This window comes from Pseudomonas sp. NPDC008258 (assembly GCF_042956345.1).
GTDB lineage: Bacteria > Pseudomonadota > Gammaproteobacteria > Pseudomonadales > Pseudomonadaceae > Aquipseudomonas.
The window spans coordinates 54,441-72,831 of the sequence record NZ_JBIBGE010000017.1; the positions used below are offsets into that span (position 1 = coordinate 54,441).

At 65.6% G+C, this 18,391-nt stretch carries 13 protein-coding genes; 2 read left to right on the forward strand and 11 right to left on the reverse strand.

The window, feature by feature from the left end:
* Nucleotides 1-7: 7 nt before the first annotated feature.
* The 11 genes from ACFY9W_RS15495 to ACFY9W_RS15545 form a co-directional block, all read right to left on the reverse strand.
* A complete protein-coding gene (locus tag ACFY9W_RS15495; protein ID WP_391131715.1) occupies nt 8-793 on the reverse strand; it encodes an ATP-binding cassette domain-containing protein in 786 nt (261 codons plus the stop codon).
* Between the two features lie 11 nt (nt 794-804).
* Complete coding sequence (locus ACFY9W_RS15500; RefSeq protein WP_391131718.1) at nt 805-1,560, reverse strand: ABC transporter permease subunit; 756 nt, start codon at nt 1,558-1,560, stop codon at nt 805-807.
* A 10-nt stretch (nt 1,561-1,570) separates the two neighbouring features.
* Entirely contained in the window at nt 1,571-2,323 is a 753-nt protein-coding gene (locus ACFY9W_RS15505; protein ID WP_391131720.1) for an ABC transporter permease subunit, read from the reverse strand.
* Nucleotides 2,324-2,581: 258 nt separating this feature from the next.
* The gene (locus ACFY9W_RS15510) at nt 2,582-5,029 is read right to left on the reverse strand and encodes a TonB-dependent receptor domain-containing protein (protein ID WP_391131722.1); all 2,448 of its coding nucleotides are present in this window, start codon (nt 5,027-5,029) and stop codon (nt 2,582-2,584) included.
* A 140-nt stretch (nt 5,030-5,169) separates the two neighbouring features.
* On the reverse strand, nt 5,170-7,413 hold the full coding sequence (locus tag ACFY9W_RS15515; RefSeq protein ID WP_391131724.1) for a TonB-dependent receptor domain-containing protein: 2,244 nt from the start codon (nt 7,411-7,413) through the stop codon (nt 5,170-5,172).
* Between the two features lie 303 nt (nt 7,414-7,716).
* Nucleotides 7,717-8,775, reverse strand: coding sequence for an ABC transporter substrate-binding protein (locus ACFY9W_RS15520; RefSeq protein ID WP_391131726.1), 1,059 nt, complete (start codon nt 8,773-8,775; stop codon nt 7,717-7,719).
* Nucleotides 8,772-9,836: an ABC transporter substrate-binding protein gene (locus tag ACFY9W_RS15525; RefSeq protein ID WP_391131727.1), complete on the reverse strand. Its 1,065-nt coding sequence runs from the start codon at nt 9,834-9,836 to the stop codon at nt 8,772-8,774. The genes ACFY9W_RS15520 and ACFY9W_RS15525 overlap by 4 nt, the downstream gene beginning before the upstream one ends.
* 14 nt (nt 9,837-9,850) lie before the next feature.
* Nucleotides 9,851-11,002: an LLM class flavin-dependent oxidoreductase gene (locus tag ACFY9W_RS15530; protein WP_391131729.1), complete on the reverse strand. Its 1,152-nt coding sequence runs from the start codon at nt 11,000-11,002 to the stop codon at nt 9,851-9,853.
* Nucleotides 11,003-11,266: 264 nt separating this feature from the next.
* Nucleotides 11,267-13,117, reverse strand: a complete 1,851-nt coding sequence (locus ACFY9W_RS15535; RefSeq protein WP_391131731.1) for an ABC transporter transmembrane domain-containing protein — start codon at nt 13,115-13,117, stop codon at nt 11,267-11,269.
* Nucleotides 13,110-14,885, reverse strand: a complete 1,776-nt coding sequence (locus ACFY9W_RS15540; RefSeq protein WP_391131733.1) for an ABC transporter transmembrane domain-containing protein — start codon at nt 14,883-14,885, stop codon at nt 13,110-13,112. The genes ACFY9W_RS15535 and ACFY9W_RS15540 overlap by 8 nt, the downstream gene beginning before the upstream one ends.
* A 92-nt stretch (nt 14,886-14,977) precedes the next feature.
* Nucleotides 14,978-16,210, reverse strand: a complete 1,233-nt coding sequence (locus ACFY9W_RS15545) for an acyl-CoA dehydrogenase family protein (RefSeq protein ID WP_391131735.1) — start codon at nt 16,208-16,210, stop codon at nt 14,978-14,980.
* Between the two features lie 366 nt (nt 16,211-16,576).
* On the opposite strand from ACFY9W_RS15545, the gene ACFY9W_RS15550 reads away from it, so the two are divergent.
* Nucleotides 16,577-17,638: an ABC transporter substrate-binding protein gene (locus tag ACFY9W_RS15550; RefSeq protein WP_391131737.1), complete on the forward strand. Its 1,062-nt coding sequence runs from the start codon at nt 16,577-16,579 to the stop codon at nt 17,636-17,638.
* 18 nt (nt 17,639-17,656) lie between these two features.
* Nucleotides 17,657-18,388: a class II aldolase/adducin family protein gene (locus tag ACFY9W_RS15555; RefSeq protein WP_391131739.1), complete on the forward strand. Its 732-nt coding sequence runs from the start codon at nt 17,657-17,659 to the stop codon at nt 18,386-18,388.
* Nucleotides 18,389-18,391: the final 3 nt, after the last annotated feature.

Here is an 18,391-nt window from a genome sequence, read left to right on the forward strand (position 1 = left end):
ACTGCACTCAATGCCCCACCAAGTCCTCCAGCAACCGCTGCTTGTACCCCTGCAATACCTGGCTATCCCGCTGGCGCGGGTGCGGCAGGTCAATACGCAGGTCTTCGCGGATTCGCCCTGGGTGAGCGTCCATCACGATCACCCGGTCGCCCAGGTACAGCGCTTCCTCGATGTCATGGGTCACCATGATCACCGTGCAACGCTCCTGCACCCAGATGCGCTGTAGCTCCTGCTGCAGCCGCACCCGGGTCAGCGCATCCAGTGCACCGAGTGGTTCGTCGAGCAACAGCACCTTGGGTTTGTTCACCAGCGCCCGGGCAATTGCCGCGCGCTGGGCCATGCCGCCGGATAGCTGATGCGGGTAGGCCTGCTCGTAGCCGTTCAGGCCTACCAGTTCGATGTGCTCGGCCACCAGCCGGTTTTTCTCCAGTGCAGGCAGTTCATGGTTTTTCAAGGCCAGGGCAATGTTCTGCTGCAAGGTCATCCACGGGAACAGGCGGTGGTCCTGGAACACGATGCCGCGCTCCAGGCCCGGCCCGCGCACGGGTTGGCCATCCAGCAGGATCTGCCCCTGGTAGTCCTGATCGAGCCCGACAACCAGCCGCAGCAGGGTGGATTTGCCACAGCCGCTGGCGCCAAGAATGCTGACGAATTCGCCGGGGCGGATGTCCAGGTCGATGCCTTCGAGCACCGGCACGGACTTGCCCTTGAGCGGGTAGGCCTTGTTCAGGCCACGAATGGTCACCCCGCCAGTCGTGGCGATGGTGGGTAAGGAATGGGCGATGGCGTTCATGGTCAGGCCTTTCAAGGGTGGGTGCGCCAGCGCAGCAGGCGCCGGGTAAGCAGGGAGCACAGCCAGGACATCAGGTAACCACTCAGGCCGATGCACAGCACGCAGACCACGATGATTTCCATGCGCGCCGCGGCTTCGGCGTTCATCATCAGGCTGCCAAGGCCAGCCCCGGCAGACAGGAACAGCTCGCTGCCTACCGACGTTACCCAGGCAAACGCCAAGGCCTGCAACACCCCGGCTGCAATGCCCGGCAAGGCGGCGGGCAGCAGGATCAGCCACAGTTGCTGCCAACGACTGAGCATCAGCACCCGCGCCGCTTCGCGGTGCTGGCCCGCGACCTGGCGCAGGCTCTCGAAGGTGTTGAGCACCATCGGGTACAACGCTGCCAAACTGACAATCAGCAACTTGGCGCCTTCGCCGTTACCCAGCCATAAGGCGATCAACGGGATCCAGCCCAGCATCGGTACCTGGCGCAACGCATGGAACAGCGGCGCGATCAGGCGGTTGGCGGGTGTGGACAGAGCCATCAATGCACCCAAACCGACACCGCCGACAATGCCGATGGCCAGGCCGCTACAGGTGCGTAGCAGGCTGGCCCACAAGTTGACCAGCAATTCGCCGCTACCCAGCAGTTCGGCCAGCGCCGTACCCACCTGCGCCAGTGGCACGAAGGCATAGGCACCGGCTGCACCCTGGCGCGAGGCATACTCCCAGGTGCAGAGCAGCAACAGTGGCAGCACCAGGCCACGCAAGTCAGGTCGTTTCATCACAGCCTCCTCAACGGCTTTGCCAGGCAGACAGGCGCCGTTCCACGCGGCGCAGGGTCCAATCCAGGGTGAAGCCGATCAGCCCGGTCAGCACCACGCCGACCATCACCACATCAATGCGCAGCATCTGCCGGCCCATCTCGATCATCTGCCCCAGGCCACTGTCGGCGGCCAGCAGCTCGCATGCCACCAGCACTACCCAGGCCCGGGTCAGGGCCACGCGTATGCCGGTGATGATCGCAGGCACTGCAGCGGGCAGGGCAATCCGGCCTACCAGCGTCGGCCAGCGCAGGCGGTACACCGCCGCTACTTCGAAATGGCTGCGCGGGATGGCGCGGATACCCTCGCAGGTGGCCAGGGCTACGGGGAAGAACGCAGTCTTGGCGACGATGACTACCTTGAAGGTTTCGTCCACGCCGAACAGCAGCACGAACATCGGGATCAGGGCGATGCTCGGCACTTGGCGCAGGGTATGGAACAGCGGTGCGCAATAAGCCTCCACGGTTTTCGACAGGGCCAGCGCCGCACCAAACCCAAGGCCGGCCAGTGCGCCGCCGGTGAAACCCAGGGCCAGTCGCGACAGGCTGCCTGCCAGGTGTTCCTGAAGTTCGCCGGTGGCCAACAGGTCGTTGAGGCTGTGCCACACCTCCTGCGGCGGGATAAGCAGGTTGGCGGGGAACAGCCCGGCATTGGCCACTACAGCCCAGAGGGTGAGCAGGGCCAGGGGGGAGATGAACCAGGAAAGGGGGGAGAGCACGCGCATGGCTGGCCTTGGGAAAGCAGAGGGTATTGGGCTATCGCAAGAGCTGTGCCAGGCGGCGAAAGCCGCGGATTTCGGGGCTTGAAGGCGAGGGTGGTGCTGGAGCAGCAGCGAGGTGCTGCTAGAGCAGCAGCCTGTCAGCAGCATCGGTGCTGGCTTCTTCGCGGGCTTGCCCGCTCCCACAGGTACTGCACGGGTTCGCAGCCAGGTGCCACCCTGTGGGAGCGGGCAAGCCCGCGAAGAAGCCAGCGCGGTTTCAGCCTAGAAGTCGTAACTCACGCTGGTATAGTAGAACGCCCCCTGCGCCCCCTCCGGGCTGGTAATGGAGTACTTCGGCACGCCATACAGCTGCGCGCCCTTCAGCTTGTCGGGGTGGCTGTCGAACAGGTTGATCGCACCCGCCGACAAGGTCAGGCCCAGGTCGAAGCGGTACGACACATCCAGGTCGGTCACCCACTGCGGGCTGAAGGTCTGGTCCAGCGTGGGGTTGGCGGCGTTGCGGTTTTTCCACTCACCGTAACGGCGCTGGGCCACGGTGACGCTCCAGCCGTCATACAGCCAGTTGGCGCTGAGGGTGAGCTTGTCTTCGGGCGTGCCATCCTCGATCAGCCCCTGGGTGTTGCGGCCGATGATCTGGTTGCCGGGAATGCTGCCCACATCGTCCAGCCCGGTAATGCGGGTGTTGTTGCGCGCGTAGCCACCGTTGAAGTCCACGCGGCCCCAGCGGCCCGCGTCCAGCTGGTAATGGCCGGCCAGTTCGAAACCATCGGTGCGGGTGTCGGCAATGTTGGTGTAGAACGCCGCGCTCTGGATGTTGGCGTAGGGCGTGCCGGCGAAAATCGGCCCCACCACCGCAGCTGGCAGCTGGTCGGACAGGGTGATGCGGTTGTCGATGTCGATGCGGTAGGCATCGAGGGTGACCGAGGCATTGGGCAGTGGCCGCCACACCAGGCCTACCGAGAAGTTGGTCGATTCTTCAGGCTTCAGTGCCTTGCCGCCAAGCAGCGCCGCTTCCGGGCTGTCGGCGCGCAGGGTGCGTTGCTGAACCTCGACCCAGTTGCCACTGCCCGGCGGTTGCTCCACCACCTGCACGCTGAATGACGACAGCCCGCTCTGCACCAGCGATGGCGCACGATAGCCGGTGCTGGCGCTGGCCCGGGCGGCGATCTGCGGGGTGAAGTCGTAGCGCAGCGACAGCTTGCCGTTGGTGGTGTCGCCAAAGTCCGAATAGTGCTCGCTACGCACTGCCACGCCTGCCTGGAATTTCTCGGTCAGCTGGGCTTCGACATCGAAGTAGGCACCGATCACGCGGCGGTCCAGTGACACGGCATCGACCTGGGTAATGCCCGAGTAGTAGCCAGGGATGCGACGGCCAGTAATGGGATCGATCGTGTTGAACAGTGGGCCGTTGGACCAGCCGGCGGCGTCACCCTGGCTGAGGTCGTAGTTTTCCTGGCGCCAGGCCAGCCCGGCGGAAACGGTCAGCGGCTTGAACAGCCAGTCATTGGCAAAATCGCGGGTCCAGTCCAGGGTCAGGTTGGTCTGGTCGGCTTCGCGGCGGCCGGTGTAGATGGTCGAAGGGCTGGCGGCGCCCCAGCTCGGGTTGATGGCGTCGCGGTCGGTTGAGTCGACGCGGTTGTCGCCGTAGTTCAATGCCAGGTCGAAGTTGCCCAGGGTCTGGTCTTCGAAGCGCAGGCCGCCGGTAACGGCAAAGTCTTCCAGGCCGTAGCGTGTGACTGGCAAGCGGCCGTCCGGGTAGCGCGCCAGGGCCACGCTGCCGTAGTTGTTGCGCAGGGTAGTGGGCGGGTCGAAGAAGTTCTCGGCGTCGGTGTTCTTGTGCGCGTAGGTGGCAAAGCCGTAGGCACTCAGCCCCTCGCTCAAACCCATTTCGGCGTTGGCGGTGAAGTTGTACTGGTCCGAGACATTGCCTGAGCCCCAGCGCCAGTTGCGGTAGCGGTTGTTCTGCTCGCGCGCGGTGTCGATGCTGGTGGAACCGGGGTAGAAAATGCGGTTGTCGTCGCGGGTGTCGCTGGCCGGGTCCTGGCTGCCGGCGTCGAAGGCCAGGGTCAGGAAGCCGTCGTTGGGCAGGGCAAAGCCCTTCCAGCCGCTGAGTTTGCGTTGCAGGCCGTCGCCTTTCTTGTAACCGCCGAAGCGGTAGCCGGCGTTACCGCCTTCGTCGCGTTCCTTGAGCACGATGTTGATCACCCCGGCGATGGCGTCCGAGCCGTACTGGGCGGCGGCGCCGTCGCGCAGGATTTCCACCCGTTCGATGGCCGACAGCGGGATCAGGCTGAGGTCCACGGCTGCCGCGCCGCGGGCGTTGACCAGGCCCTGGCGGGTGACGTTGGCGCTGGTGTGGCGGCGCTTGCCGTTGACCAGTACCAGTACCTGGTCGGATGCCAGGCCGCGCAGCGAAGCACCCTGGGCAATGGAGCCGGCGAAGGCGCCTTGCGGTGACTGCGGGAAGCTGAACGAGGGCGACAGCGCGGTGAGTGCGGCGGACAGGTCACTGGCGCCGGTTTCCTGAAGTTTTTCACCGCTCAGTACGTCGACCGGGGCGGCGCTTTGCAAGGCGGTGACGTCGCTGCGGTGGGTGCCGACCACGACCACCGTGTCCAGGCGGTCGTTGGGTTCGGCGGCGAAGGCGGGCACGGCGAGGCCGGCGATGGCCAGGGCGATGGCGCTGGCCAAGGGGGTGTGGTGGGGCATGGGATGTTCCTGCTGAATGATGTATTGGCAGTGCAGGCCTCATCGCCGGCAAGCCAGCTCCCACAGGTCCCCGAACGTTTCAGGCCTTGTGCTGTACCTGTGGGAGCTGGCTTGCCGGCGATGAGGCCCTGAAGGGCAACTCAGAACCGGCTGGTAACGCTGAGCCCGACGGTGCGCGGGTCGCCGTAGGTGATCACGTACTGCCCGGCGGTGCCGTTGGGCCGGCCATGCACCTGGTAGCGGCGGTCGGTAAGGTTATTGACGAAGCCGGTCACGCTCAGCTTGTCGTCGTGGCTGAACCAGCTCAGGCGGGCGTTGGCCAGGGTGTAGTGAGGCTGGCTGAGGGTGGCGTCGGCGCTGCTCTGGCGGTCGGCCAGGAAGTACTCCTTGTCACGGAAACTCACGTCGCCCCCTGCCACCAGCTTGCCGCCCACTTCCAGCGGGATGGTGTAGTCGGCACCCAGCGACACCACGTTGCGTGGAGAACGCACGAAGCTGTTGCCGCTGTAGTCGCCGGTCACCGCGCCGGTGGTGGGGTTGGTGTTCTTGAAGTCGGTGTACTCGGTGTCCAGGAACGACACCGCCGCACGCAGGTGCAGGCGATCGGTCGGCTGGCCTTCGATCTCCAGCTCCGCGCCCTTGACCTTGCCTTTGGCGCCGTTGGTCAGGGCGGTGGTGAGTACGCCGTTGTTTACCGTCAGCAGGTTTACCTGGATGTCGGAGTAGTCGTAGTAGAAGAGGTTGGCGTTGACGGTGAGGCGGCGGTCGAACCACTCCGACTTCAGCCCCAGCTCGTAGGCATCCAGCTCTTCCGGGTCGACCGTGGTCAGCTGCGCCAGGCTGGTCGACAGCCCGGTGTTGAAGCCGCCCGAGCGGAAGCCGTGGGCGTAGCGGAAGAACACCCGCAGGTTGTCGTTGATGCGGTACTCGGGCGTCAGGTCGTAGGTCCAGGCTTCCCAGGTCTTGTCTTCCTGGCGGTTGCCGTTGGTGCCCACGCCGCCCAGCGGGATCAGCGGGCCATTGGCGGTGGCGCGGGTCAGTTGCACCAGGTCCAGGTCGATGTCCTTTTTCTCCTGGGTCCAGCGCAGGCCCCCGGTGACGCTGAAGGCATCGGTGAAGTCATAGGTCAGGTTGCCGAACAGCGCGTAGCTGTCGGTGCGGTGGTCGTAGCCCATATCGCGCAACGCCGTGGTACCCACCTGGTTCGAGCCGGTGCCGTTTGGCGTCGGCCCTGGGGTGACGATGCGTTGTGCCGAGCTGTCGAGGTCTTCATGGAAGTAATGCGCACCCGCCAGCCAGTGCAGCGGGCGGTCTTCCGGCGAGGCCAGGCGCAGCTCTTGCGACCACTGGCGGTAGCTGTTGTCGGTGATCGACGCGCCGTTGACCTCGTAGGGGGTGTAGTCGGCGTCGCTGGTGGACTTGTTGCGGATGTAGTCGTAGGCGCTGATCGAAGTCAGCGTGTAGTCGCCCAGGTACCAGTTGAAGGTCAGCGAGGCGCCGTCGTGGTCCAGGCGATAGTCCTCGTTGACGTTCAGCGAGATGTCACGGCCATGCGGGCGTTCGTAGCCCACGTTGTAGTAACGGCCCACTGGGAGCGATCCATTGCTGCCGTCACCCTTGAACTGGCGGCTGTGCAATTTGAGCAGAGCGTCCAGGTCGGGGTTGAGCTGGGCCAGGAACTGCAGGCGGATGGCCTTCTTGTTCACGTCGCCATAGGTGTTGCCGTCGAAGTCATTGTTCTGGAAACCATCACGCTCTTCGGAATACAACGCGACGCGCCCGGCCAGCTTTTCATCGACCAGCGCGCCGCCGACAGCGCCGGTGACAATACGCTCGTTCTTGCTGCCAAAGCCGACGGTGCCGTAGCCGTCGGTGTCGAAGGTCGGCTTCTTCGAGATCACGTTCACTGCGCCGGCCGTGGTGTTCTTGCCATACAGGGTGCCTTGCGGCCCACGCAGGATTTCGATGCGTTCCAGGTCGAACAGCGGCCCGCCACCGGCGACAGGGGCGTTGAGGTAGACGTCGTCTGCATAGATGCCTACCGGGAATACCGTTGCCGCGCCGGTGTCGCCGGTGCCCAGGCCGCGGATATACCAACGCGGGCGACCGTCGCCGTCGGGGTTCTTGGCCGAGGCGTTGGGCACGAAGGTGGTGATATCGCCCATCGAGCGCACGCCATCGGCGGTGATGCTGGTGCCTTTGATGGCCGATACGGCTACCGGTACTTCCTGCAAGGTCTGCTCGCGGTGCTGGGCGGTGACGGTGACGGTTTCCAGGGCCGGTTCGTTTTTAGTGTCTTCGTTGGCGGCGATGGCCTGGCTGCCGGTGCCGGCCAGCAGCAGCGCGAGGCTGACCTGGCGGGCGAGTGGATTGAGCTGGTGCATGGTGGATCTCCCCGTATGTAAAGCAGTGTTGGGGAGAGCTAGAGCAGGGACTGTGCCATGTTGTTAACTTATTGAATTAGAACGATTTAATTGGGATTTTGAGAGGGTGTTGCAGATTGCGCAGCAGTGGGTTGCTGGGCGGGTGCTGCTGGGGCAGCAGTGGTTGGGCTGAAATTCTTGGGGCCGCGTTGCGGCCCTTCGCGGGCTTGCCCGCTCCCACAGGTATGGCGCTGGATCAAGGGTATGCACGGTTTCTGTGGGAGCGGGCAAGCCCGCGAAGGGCTGCAGAGCAGCCCCTGTAATTCAAACGGCCAACCGGGAGGTCGAACCGATCACACTCTCCAACACCCGAAAATCAATCCACTCGCGCACATCAAAACGCCCTGGTATGAACCCCCACCTGAACAGGAACTCGGTAAAGTCCTGCAGCGCCTCGATCGAGCGGCTATCCAGCGTCGTGCGCAAGCGGCGGTGTGCATCGTCGCCATAGGCTGCCGCCACCCAGTACTCGCTGGTGTTCAGCTCACGCGCCAGAAAGCGCCGGGTTTCCTCGGGGTTGGCCCAGGCCCATTGCTCGGTGCGCAGCACCGTGTCCACCAGCGTACGGCTGGCATCGAAGTGGTTCTCCAGCAAGTGCCGGTCCACGGTCAGCGTGCGCGGGGTGCCGTTGTTGCTGCGGATCAGCGGGTCCGGGTGGCTGCCGGTGTCGACTACCACGCGCAGGCCGAACTCGTGGGCCAGGTGTACCGCATGCGCGCCCTTGAGGAAGATAGCGTCGATGTCGCCGCGCAGCAGGCCGATCAGCTCGTTGTTGCGGCGGCTGACGCGGCTGGTGTCCAGGCTGACTTCGGCGCCGTACAGGTGCTGCTTGGCATCGTCGCTGTAGGTGCCGCCATAGGGGTAGTCGACCAACTCGACATCGGCCACCGCCAGGCCTTCGAGTTTCAGGGCATTCTCCAGCCCGCGCAGGGCCTGGGCACGGGTGAAGTCGATCTGGACGTTGGCCCACTTGGGTATGCCGAAGCGGCGGTTTTTCAGGTCGCGAATGCTGCGTACGCCGCTTTCTTCGGTGGTGAGGATCAACTGCACCTCGTCGCTCCACGACAGCCCCAGCACGCGTGTTTCGACGCCGCTGGCGTAGGCCCAGATTGCCGGGATGTTGCCGCCATGGCGCACCGAGTTCTGCAGGTGATGGTCGTAATGGGCCTCGCGCACCTCGCGTTCGCTGGACTCGCGTAGCGACTGGATATTGGTGCCGAACGGTGTAAAGGCCTCAGCCAGGCGCCCCGACTGCACGGCAATGCCGAGGCCGGTGGGCACCGGGCTGTGGGTGTACCAGAGGGTTTCCAGGGGCTTGGTCATGGGGTTACGGGTTTCCTTTCCATGGGAATGGGGGCCAGCAGCTGGTCCAGTGGTTGGCGGGTGATCCAGTCGCGTACCTCGAAGCGGTGCGGGATGAAGCGCCAGCGTTTGAGGAAGTCGACAAAGTCCTGCAACGCATCGATGGCCTGTTCGTCCAGGCGCGTGCTCAGGCGCAGGTGGGCGTCTGCGCCATAGGCCACTTGCACCCAGTATTCGCTGCTGTTGGTTTCCCGCGCCAGGTAGCGGCGGGTTTCGTCGGGGTGCTGGTGGGCCCAGCGTTCGGCGCGCAGCACCGAACCGAGCAGCGTGCGCACCACCTGGGGGTGCTGCGCCAGCAGGTGGCTGTCCACCGCCAGGGTGCGTGGCGTGCCGTTGTTGCTGCGGATGAGCGGGTCGGGGTGGCTGCCGGTGTCGATCACCGTGTGCAAGGCAAAAGCGTGGGCCAGTTGCACGGCACTGGCGCCTTTGAGGAAAATCGCATCGACCTCGCCGCGCAGCAGGCCGGCCAGTTCCAGGTTGCGGCCTTCGCTCTGGGTGCTGGACACCGGTGTGCCGGCCACGTTGCGCACCGGGCGGTCGCTGAAGGTGCCGTCGTAGCGGTAGTTGACCAAGTCCATGTCGCCCACTTGCAGCCCTTCGAGCTTGAGGGCATTTTCCAGCCCGCGCAGCGCCTGGGCGCGGGTGAAATCGATCTGTGCCGCAGCCCAGTCGGGCAGGCCAAAGCGGCGGCCCTTGAGGTCTTTCACGGTGTGGATGCCGCTTTCTGGCCGGGTCAGGATCAACTGCGCCTCATCTGCCCACGACAGGCCGATCACCCGGGTGTCACGGCCTTGGGCGCGGGCCCAGATGGCCGGGATGCTGCCGCCGTGGCGTACCGAATTGAGCAGGCTGTGGTCGAAGTGCGATTCGCGCACCGCCTGCTGGTCGGCTTCACGCAGGGACTGTACCTGGGTGCCGAGGCCGGCCAGGTCTTCCTGCAGCCAGCCTTGCTGCACGGCAATGCCCAGGCCGGTGGGCACCGGACAGCGGGTGTACCACAGGGTATCGAGGGGTTGGCTCATGTTCTGGCTCCGGGTCAGGCACTGGCTTGCAAAGGGGTAGGGGTGGCGGCCTTCTGCACCAGCGGCAGCACTTCCTGGCCGATGCGCAGGGCCTCTTCCAGGTGCGGGTTGGCGGCAAGGATGAAGGTGCTGAAACCGGCATCGCGGTATTCGGCCAGGCGTTCGGCAATGTTCTGGTGGCTGCCCACCAGGCCTACGGTGGGGCCGGGTTTGGCCTTGGCGAAACCGGCCCACAGGTTGCGCGCCAGGACCAGTTCATCGAAGCCTTGCAGGCCTTGGTGATAGGCGGCCTGGCGTGCACCACCAACGGAATCCGAACCGGTGATGAAGCCCTTGGCCGAGGCGCTGGCCTTGCCTTCCAGCCGATCGAACTGTTGGCGCAGCTCACGCCAGGCTTGCTCTTCGGTTTCGCGGGCGAACAGGTCGACACGCAAGCCGAAACGCACGGTGCGGCCTTGCTTGTCGGCCAGCTCGCGCACGCGTTCGATGTGCGGCTTGAGCTTGTCGATAGGCTCGGCCCAGTTCAGGTACACATCGGCATGGCGTGCAGCCACGTCCAGCGCGGCATCGGAAAAGCCGGAGAAGTACACGCCCGGTTTGCGTTCGTGTTGCAGGCCCGGCGGCAGGCTGCCGTTTTCCAGCCGGTAGATATCGCCTTCGTAGGAGAACCTGTCCTGCGTCCACAGGCCCTGGATCACATCCAGAAATTCGCCAGTGCGCTTGTAGCGCAGGTCATGTTCCAGGAAGTCGCCATTGGCCCGCTGGCTGGCCGGGTTGCCGCCGGTGATGATGTTCCAGTCCAGCCGGCCACCGCTGAGGTTCTGCAGGATGGCCGCCTGCTGGGCGGCATAGGCGGGCAAGGTCCAGGTGGCCTGGAACGCGATCAGAAAACGGATACGCCGGGTTTCGCGGGCCAGCGCAGCAGCGGCGATCCATGGCTCCGGGCCGGTGGGCAGCAGCGCGCCTTCGAAGCCAGCCAACTCGGCGGCCTTGGCCACCTGGGCGATGTAGTCGATGTAGGTGAAGCCATCGGCCTGGCCATCGGGCAGGCGGCCGGGGGCGATGTTGCCGGGGCGGTGCGCGGGGTTGCCGCGGTTATGGCGGTCGGTGGACAGCTGCGGGCCGTCGGTGCCCAGGGGCAGGCGCCAGAAGAATTCGGTGGTCATGGGGGCTCCTGAAGGGTGTGCAAGTGGGGAGGTAGGTGCAACGGCTGTGCCATGCGTGGCGTAGGGCCTGTGGGCTGGGGTTTTCAGGGTGGGCTTGGGATAGGGTGCTGCTGTGGCAGCAATCGGGCAGCAGTGGATGCTGGGAGAGCAGCATGAGCAGGCCCGGCCCTTTCGCGGGCGAGCCCGCTCCCACAGGTCATGCGCTGCCTGTCAGGCCTGCGCTGTACCTGTGGGAGCGGGCTTGCCCGCGAAGAGGCCGGCAAGTCAGACCTCGATTTCCTCGGGTGCAACCTCACCGGCACTGCGCAGATACGCGTCGTACAGCGCCGCATAAGCCCCACCGCGCCCGATCAGCTCGGCATGCGCCCCTTGCTCCACCACTTTCCCGTGCCGTACCACTGCAATCCGGTCGGCATCGCGAATGGTCGCCAGCCGGTGCGCAATGATGATCGCCGTACGCCCCTGACACAGCCGGCGCAGCGCACGCTGGATGCGCCGCTCGGTATGCACGTCCACCGCCGAGGTGGCTTCGTCCAGCACCAGCACTGCCGGGTCGGCCAGATAGGCCCGCACCAGGCACACCAGTTGGCGCTGGCCATGGCTGAGGTGCGCGCCCAGCGGGCCGACTTCGGTGTGATAGCGTTGCGGCAGGCGCTCCAGCACCTCGTCGGCACCCAGTTCACGGGCGGCGGCTACCAGCTGTGCATCGCTGGCGCCGGGCGCGGCCAGGCGCAGGTTGTCGAGGATGCTGCCGCTGAACAGCACGTTGTCCTGCAACACCACACCCACGTTGCGCCGCAAGTCATGCTGGGCCAGCGCACGCAGGTCGATACCGTCCAGCTTTACAGCGCCTTGCTGCACTTCATAGAAGCGCGTCAGCAACTGCACCAGCGTGCTCTTGCCATGCCCCGAGGGGCCGACGATGGCCAGTACTTCACCGGCACGAATATGCAGGTCGAGCCCGTCGATCACCGGCCGTGGGCTGTTCGGCGCATAGGCGAAACCGACCGCTTCGAAGTCCACCTGGCCTCGCGCCCTGGCCAGGGTATGCGGTGTGGGCGGGTCAAGTACCTGCGCACGGGTGTCGAGCAACAGGAAGATGCGCTGGGCCGAGGCACTGCCGGTGGCGTAGCGTTCAAACAGGTCCGATAGCTCCTGTAGCGGGCCAAGGAACAGGAACACATAGAACAGGCTCTCGGCCACCTGGCCAACGCTCACCTTGCCCTCGGCCAGGCCATGGGCTCCGACCAGCAACAGCACGGCCATGCCGGCGGTGCTGAGCAGTGCGGTGAAAGGGGCGAACCAGCCAGCGCGCAGGCTGCCGCGGATCAGCGCCTGGTTGAAGTCCTCGAGCAGGCGCCGGTAGCGTGCCTGGTTACGCTGTTCCTGCCCGCATTGCTGGATCAGCCGCACCCCGCTCACACTTTCCACCAGGTGCGCGGTGAAGCGGCTGCGTTGCTCGGCCACCTTGGCCCAGTTGCGCTGCGACACCCGCTTGAAACGCCAGGTGGCCAGGGCCAGCAGGGGGACCGTGGCGGCCAGGCTGTAGAAAAAACCGGGCTCGATGCGCCACAGCATTACCGCTGCCAGGCCGCAGCGAAGCAGGGCGCCCAGCAATTCGGGCGGGCCTTGTACCAACAGCGGTTCCAGTGCATCCACATCGCGGTCGGCACGGGAAATGATGCGCCCGGCACGGGTCTGGTCGAAGTAGCTCACCGACAACGCCTGCACATGGGCGAACACCTTGACCCGCAGGTCGTTGAGCACGCCGATTGCCGCGCGCCCGGCCATGAACTGCGACACCCCGGCCAGTAGAAAGCGCGCCAGCCAGCTTGCTGCCAGCCCAACGCCAAGCCATAGCACCAGGCGCTCGTCGAGCAGCCAGTGGTCGGCGCTGGGCACCAGGCCCTTGTCCAGCAGTTCGCGCACGAACCACGGGCGCAGGAATACCGTGAATACCAACAGCAGTTCGATGCCTATTACCGCCAGGATCTGCCCGCGAATGGGCCGCAACAGCGGCAGCAGGCGGTGGAACATGCCCCGGTCCAGCGCCTGGCGGGCCAGTCGTTGCTCGATGTCGATATCGCTGGCGGGGGTGTGCGGCACATCAGTCATGGTCGATCCCCAGCAAGTCACGGTAATGGGCGTTGCTCGCGCACAGTTCGGCATGGCTGCCGCTGGCGCTGATGTGGCCGTTTTCCAGCATCAGCACGCGGTCGGCCTGCAGCAGGGTGGACAGGCGGCTGGTGATCAGCAGCAAGGTCGGGCCCTGGCCGCCTGCACTGTGCAGGTGGCGGATGCTGTGCAGCACCTGGCGTTCGCCCAGGGCATCCAGGGCGCTGGTGGCGTCATCCAGGCAGAGGATGTCGGGTGCACCGAGCAACGAGCGAGCCAGGCACAGGCGTTGGCGCTGCCCGCCGGACAAGGTCACGCCGCGGTCACCCAGCGGTGTGTCGAGACCGTGGGGCAAGCGTTCCAGCACATCTTCGGCAGCAGCCAGGCGTAAACCTTCGCGCAACCGGGCGTCGCTGGCCTGCGGTGCGGCCAGGCGCAAATTGGCGGCCAGGCTGTCGGAGAACAGGAAGCTCTCCTGCGGCAGTACCTGCACCCGGCGGCGCAGGTCGGCCAGGTCGAGGTCGCGGACGTCGTACCAACCGCTGGCGTCGCTGCCAACCTGCACGCTGCCGTGCTCTACCTCGGTCAGGCGTGGCAACAGGCTGGCCAGCAGGCTTTTGCCGGTGCCGGTAGCGCCCACCAGGGCCACGACCTCACCGGGCAACAGGGTCAGCGAGCACCCCTGCAAGACAGGCCGACCAGCCTCCGCTGCACTGACCTGCACCTGGTTCAGCTTCAGCCCCAGCGGCCCGGCAGGCAGGGTGGAATGGCCGGTGAGGATCGCCGGGCGTTCGTCCAGCAGTTGCCAGATGCGTTCGGCACTGGCGCGGGCATCGGCGAAGGTCTGCATCACCCGGCCAATGCCTTCGATACGGAACACCAACGTGGTCGCCACCAGCAGCGAGGTGACCAGCTCGCCTATACCCAGCGCCCCAGCTTCCACGCGGTGGGCGCCGTAGACCAGGATCCACACATGCCCCAACGCCACCACGGCCTGTGGCAGTGGGATGCGTGAACTGGCGTAGGCGAGGGCGGCGCGGGCGTGGCCGGTGAACACCTCAACCTGGCTGGCGAACCGTGCGATGCGCTGGTTTTCCAGGCCAAAGGCCTTGATCACCCGCACCCCGCCGATGCCTTCGGCCAGGTCCTGGCTGACCTGGTCATAGGCAGCGCCCACGGCGCGGTCCAGGCTGACCAGCCGATCGGTCTGAACCACGAACAGCCACAACCCGGCGCCAGTCAGCAGCAGCGGCACCAGGCCCAGCAGTGGGTCGTACCAGCTCAACAAACCCACGGCGGCGATTACCACCAGCGGCGTTTCGATGATTTGCCGCCAGAAAGTGATCAGCGCGTCGCGCACCTTGTCGGCATCGCGGGTGGTGCGGGTGACCAGTTCGCCCATGCCGTGGCGCCAGTGGTAGTCCAAGTGCAGGCGCTGCACCTGGCTCAGTATGCGTTCACGCAGCCGCGTGAGCAGGGCCTGGCTTAGCACCAGCGACAGCACGGCAGCAGCGTATTGCAACAGGCCGCGGCCCAGGGCGATGGCCAGCAGCAGCCACAACCAGTGCCAGGCCACGCTAGCGTCCAGGCTGCCATCGGCCAGGCGCAGCACGGCGCGGCCGGCGCTGACATCATCGACCGCATGGCCGATCAGCCACTGCTGCCAGGCCAGGCCGAGGTTGCCGGCAATGTACAAGGCTGTGACCAACGCGAAGCGCCAGGGCATTTCGCGATAAATGACCAAAGCCCGAAGAAGCGGGTGGTTCATGTGGATGCTCGATCAGAATGCGACACCGCCCCTTGTGGGAGCGGCCTTGCGTCGCGAAAGGGGCGCAAAGCGCCCCCCGTCCAAACGCCGTTTCAACGGCGGGTAGCGCCCTGGTTTTCCTTGGCATTGAGCACCGCCGTGTACTCCCCCGGGTCAGCCCCGTTCAGGTAGTAGTTGCCCACGTTGTGCAGCCGCCAGCGGATCGGGTCGTGGGTGGTGTGTACCCGGGCATTGCGCCAGAAGCGGTCGAGGTTCCATTTGCTCAGTGAAGCGCTGGCCCCCAGCAGCGAGAACAGGTCGCTGGAAATCTTCAGCGATGCCGCATCGGAATGCGCGCGGGCAGTGGCCACCGACAGGATCAGCTCATCCTGCAGGGCCTTGTTCTCCGGGTCGCGCTCATGGTCGTCGAATACCCGCGCCGCCTCACGCAGCACCGACTCGGCACCGCGCAGCGCCACGGCGTATTCGCCGATCTGGCGAATCACATGGGGTTCGTCACTGGCGCGCTCGACACCGCTTTCCACCCAGGCCCGGGCATGCTCGCGCAGGTACTCGACAGCCGCTTGCAATGCGCCTGCGGCGATGCCGGTGTCGATGGCGGCGTGGAGGATCTGCGGGAAGGTCAGGCCAGTGCGTTTCATCGGCCCGCTGCGGCGGGTGAGGTAGCGTTCGTCGAGTACGATGTTGTCGAAGTTGACCGTGCCGCTCACCGAATTCTGCTGGCCGAAGGCCTGCCAGTCATCGACCAGGGTCAGCCCAGGGGTGTCGCGGTGCAGCAGTACGCCGACGCCGCCGTCTTCGCTGGCGGCGGTCAGCGAGATCCACTCGGCCAGGTAGGAGCCGGTGGAGTAGAACTTGCTGCCGTTGAGCACCCACTGGCCATCGGCGCGGCGCTCGACACGGGTCTTGAGGGCGAACTTGTTCTTGCCGCCGACTTCGGCCAGGGCGTTGCCGAAGCGCTTGCCGGCCAGCACGTCGGCGATCAGGCGGTCGCGTACATCATCCGGGTAGCCAGTGAAGATGCCGCGCAACATCACATTGTGAATCTGCAGCAACTGACCGACGCCGCCGTCGGCGGTAGACACCAGGCGCACGGTTTCGACAACGGTCTGCACCGAGGCACCGAGGCCGCCGAACCGGACAGGTACCGCGATGGCGGTCAGGCCGCTGCTGGACAACAGTTCGGCCTGGCGGTGGGGGAGTTGGCCATTGTTGCGCGGGTCGGCGGCCAGTTCGGCGATTTGCGCGGCGACCTGGCGGGCGGTTTCGATGGCTTCGGTTTCGCTGGTCAAGCGGCGGGCGGGGGAGGGTTCTATGGCGCTCATGTGGGGTCTCGGTCTTGTCTGAAAGGGCCAGTGCGCCTGCTTCGCGGGCTCGCCCGCTCCCACAGGAACCAGGGTTGCGCAGGTCCTTGTGGGAGCGGGCATGCCCGCGAATGGCCACACCGCGGTCCCAAGCCCCTGAGCAATATCTTTGCCACCCCTGTCCAGGCCCCATTCTGCGTGGCTTGCGCAACCTTTTGCTGCCCCAGCAGCAGCCACCCTGCTGATCTGGCAGCACCCCGCCCGCAATCTTGCTCCCAGCCAAGCACCCAGCCCCTTGAAGCGATAGCCAATCCCACGCAAATCAAGGCCTCCAGCGGTTGGCACGCACACTGCAATGGTGCTTGCACGACGCCCAAGGAGCCCCCCATGTCCCTCGTAACCCCCACCGCAAAACGCCTTGCAGACGACCCGTCCGCCCTGGAGCGTATCTGGTTCACGCGCTGCCCCGTGCCCACCGCCTCAGGCATCGCCTACAAGCTCGGCTGGCTGGAGCAGGAATTCGCCGCCGACGGCCTGCCGGTCTCGACCTTGCAGGAGGCCCGCCAGCTGGGCCACCACCACTACGATCACCAACTGCCCGGGCTGTTCCGCGAAGGCGGCAACGTACCGGCGCTGGCCGCACGGGCAGCAGGCTCGCCCAGCCGGCTGATCGGCCTGACCTGGATCGAGGAGTGGCAAACCATCCTGGTCCGCCCGGACTCGGGCATTCGCAGCGCCGCCGACCTGCGTGGCAAGCGCCTGGCCTTGCCGGCCTGGGGCGACAGCCGCCCCGGCAGCATTGCCCGCGCCATGAGCCTGCATGGCTACAAAGGTGCCCTGGCCTCGGCTGGCTTGCACCTGGATGACGTGCAACTGGTGGAAGTAGCGTTGCTGGACCAGGCCGATGCTGCCACCCCGCAGCTGGGTTTACAGCGGCTGTGGTCGGGCCTTGAGTACCTGGCGCGCGGTGAAGTCGATGCGGTGTACGTGAAGGGCGCTGCGGCGGCCGATGCAGCACGCCGGCTGGGCCTGGTGGTCGGCGTCGACCTTGACCTGCTACCCGACCCGCGCCACCGCATCAACAACGGCACGCCGCGGCCAATCACCGTGCACCAGCGCCTGCTCGACAACCATTTCGACCTGGTGGCGCGCTTCCTTGCGCAAACCTTGCGTGCCGCCGAGTGGGCAGCCGGCAACCGCGCCGCGCTCAACAGCATCCTTGAAGAAGAAACCCGCGCGGGTAGCCAGGGCGTGGCCGAAGCCTACCGCGGTGACTTCCACACCACGCTGGCGCCGGACCTGTCCGCCCAGCGCCTGGCCTTCCTCGGCACACAAAAAGATTTCCTGTACCTGCACGGCTTCCTCGAAGCCGATTTCGACATCGCCGACTGGGTCGACCCGCGGCCTCTGCAAGCTGCCCATGAACTGCTGGCCCAGCGCCGCGCCTGACCTGACTGGAGACTGAACATGACCGTACTGACCAACGAACGCCCCGTCACAGCCGAACTGCAAGCCTTCATCGAGCAGGTGGTTGCCGAAGCCGAAGCAGCTTTCAGTGTTTTCCGCGAAACCAACACCATTACCGCCAACGGCACGGTTGGCTTCATCGAGCGTGTCCCCGGTGAAGAACTGCTGGTGTCGGTGAACTACGGCGGACCGTGGAACCATCGCAAGCCGTTGCAGGCCACTGTCACTGACTTTGCCGGCAACGTCATCGTCGGCAAGGGTAAAGGGGGGCTTGGGCGTTATACCAAGCTGTTCCAGACCCACCCCGACGTCACCACCGTGTCGCACGTGCATAGCCCGTATCTGGGTGCCTGGGCGCAAACCCACCGCACCTTGCCGTTCCACTACGTGCCGGTGCAGCGCTACCAGCTGGCCCGTGAGCTGCCGGTGTACATCGACCGGCGCCAGGCAGAGGTGGATTTCATCCTCGACAAGATTGCCGAGAACCCGTTCAACCTGGCAATCCTTGAAGCCAATGGCGGCGCCACGGTGTGGGGCAAGCAGGGCCTGCGGGCCACGGCGGAGTTCATCCTGTTGCTGGAGGAGGGCGCGCAGATCCAGTTGCTGGCTGATGCCCTGGGTGGGTCGCGGCCTTACGGGCCAGGGGTGCTGACCCAGCAGTGGAAGATGAGCGGGCTGTATGACCGCGCTACCGAGCTGGGTCTCGTTCCAGGCATTGATCGGCGTAGCTGATCA

Excerpts from the sequence above, each read along its gene's own strand:
- ACFY9W_RS15495 (WP_391131715.1), bottom strand. The coding sequence starts at position 793 with ATGAACGCCATCGCCCATTCCTTACCCACCATCGCCACGACTGGCGGG.
- ACFY9W_RS15500 (WP_391131718.1), bottom strand. The coding sequence starts at position 1,560 with ATGAAACGACCTGACTTGCGTGGCCTGGTGCTGCCACTGTTGCTGCTC.
- ACFY9W_RS15505 (WP_391131720.1), bottom strand. The coding sequence starts at position 2,323 with ATGCGCGTGCTCTCCCCCCTTTCCTGGTTCATCTCCCCCCTGGCCCTG.
- ACFY9W_RS15510 (WP_391131722.1), bottom strand. The coding sequence starts at position 5,029 with ATGCCCCACCACACCCCCTTGGCCAGCGCCATCGCCCTGGCCATCGCC.
- ACFY9W_RS15515 (WP_391131724.1), bottom strand. The coding sequence starts at position 7,413 with ATGCACCAGCTCAATCCACTCGCCCGCCAGGTCAGCCTCGCGCTGCTG.
- ACFY9W_RS15520 (WP_391131726.1), bottom strand. The coding sequence starts at position 8,775 with ATGACCAAGCCCCTGGAAACCCTCTGGTACACCCACAGCCCGGTGCCC.
- ACFY9W_RS15525 (WP_391131727.1), bottom strand. The coding sequence starts at position 9,836 with ATGAGCCAACCCCTCGATACCCTGTGGTACACCCGCTGTCCGGTGCCC.
- ACFY9W_RS15530 (WP_391131729.1), bottom strand. The coding sequence starts at position 11,002 with ATGACCACCGAATTCTTCTGGCGCCTGCCCCTGGGCACCGACGGCCCG.
- ACFY9W_RS15535 (WP_391131731.1), bottom strand. The coding sequence starts at position 13,117 with ATGACTGATGTGCCGCACACCCCCGCCAGCGATATCGACATCGAGCAA.
- ACFY9W_RS15540 (WP_391131733.1), bottom strand. The coding sequence starts at position 14,885 with ATGAACCACCCGCTTCTTCGGGCTTTGGTCATTTATCGCGAAATGCCC.
- ACFY9W_RS15545 (WP_391131735.1), bottom strand. The coding sequence starts at position 16,210 with ATGAGCGCCATAGAACCCTCCCCCGCCCGCCGCTTGACCAGCGAAACC.
- ACFY9W_RS15550 (WP_391131737.1), top strand. The coding sequence starts at position 16,577 with ATGTCCCTCGTAACCCCCACCGCAAAACGCCTTGCAGACGACCCGTCC.
- ACFY9W_RS15555 (WP_391131739.1), top strand. The coding sequence starts at position 17,657 with ATGACCGTACTGACCAACGAACGCCCCGTCACAGCCGAACTGCAAGCC.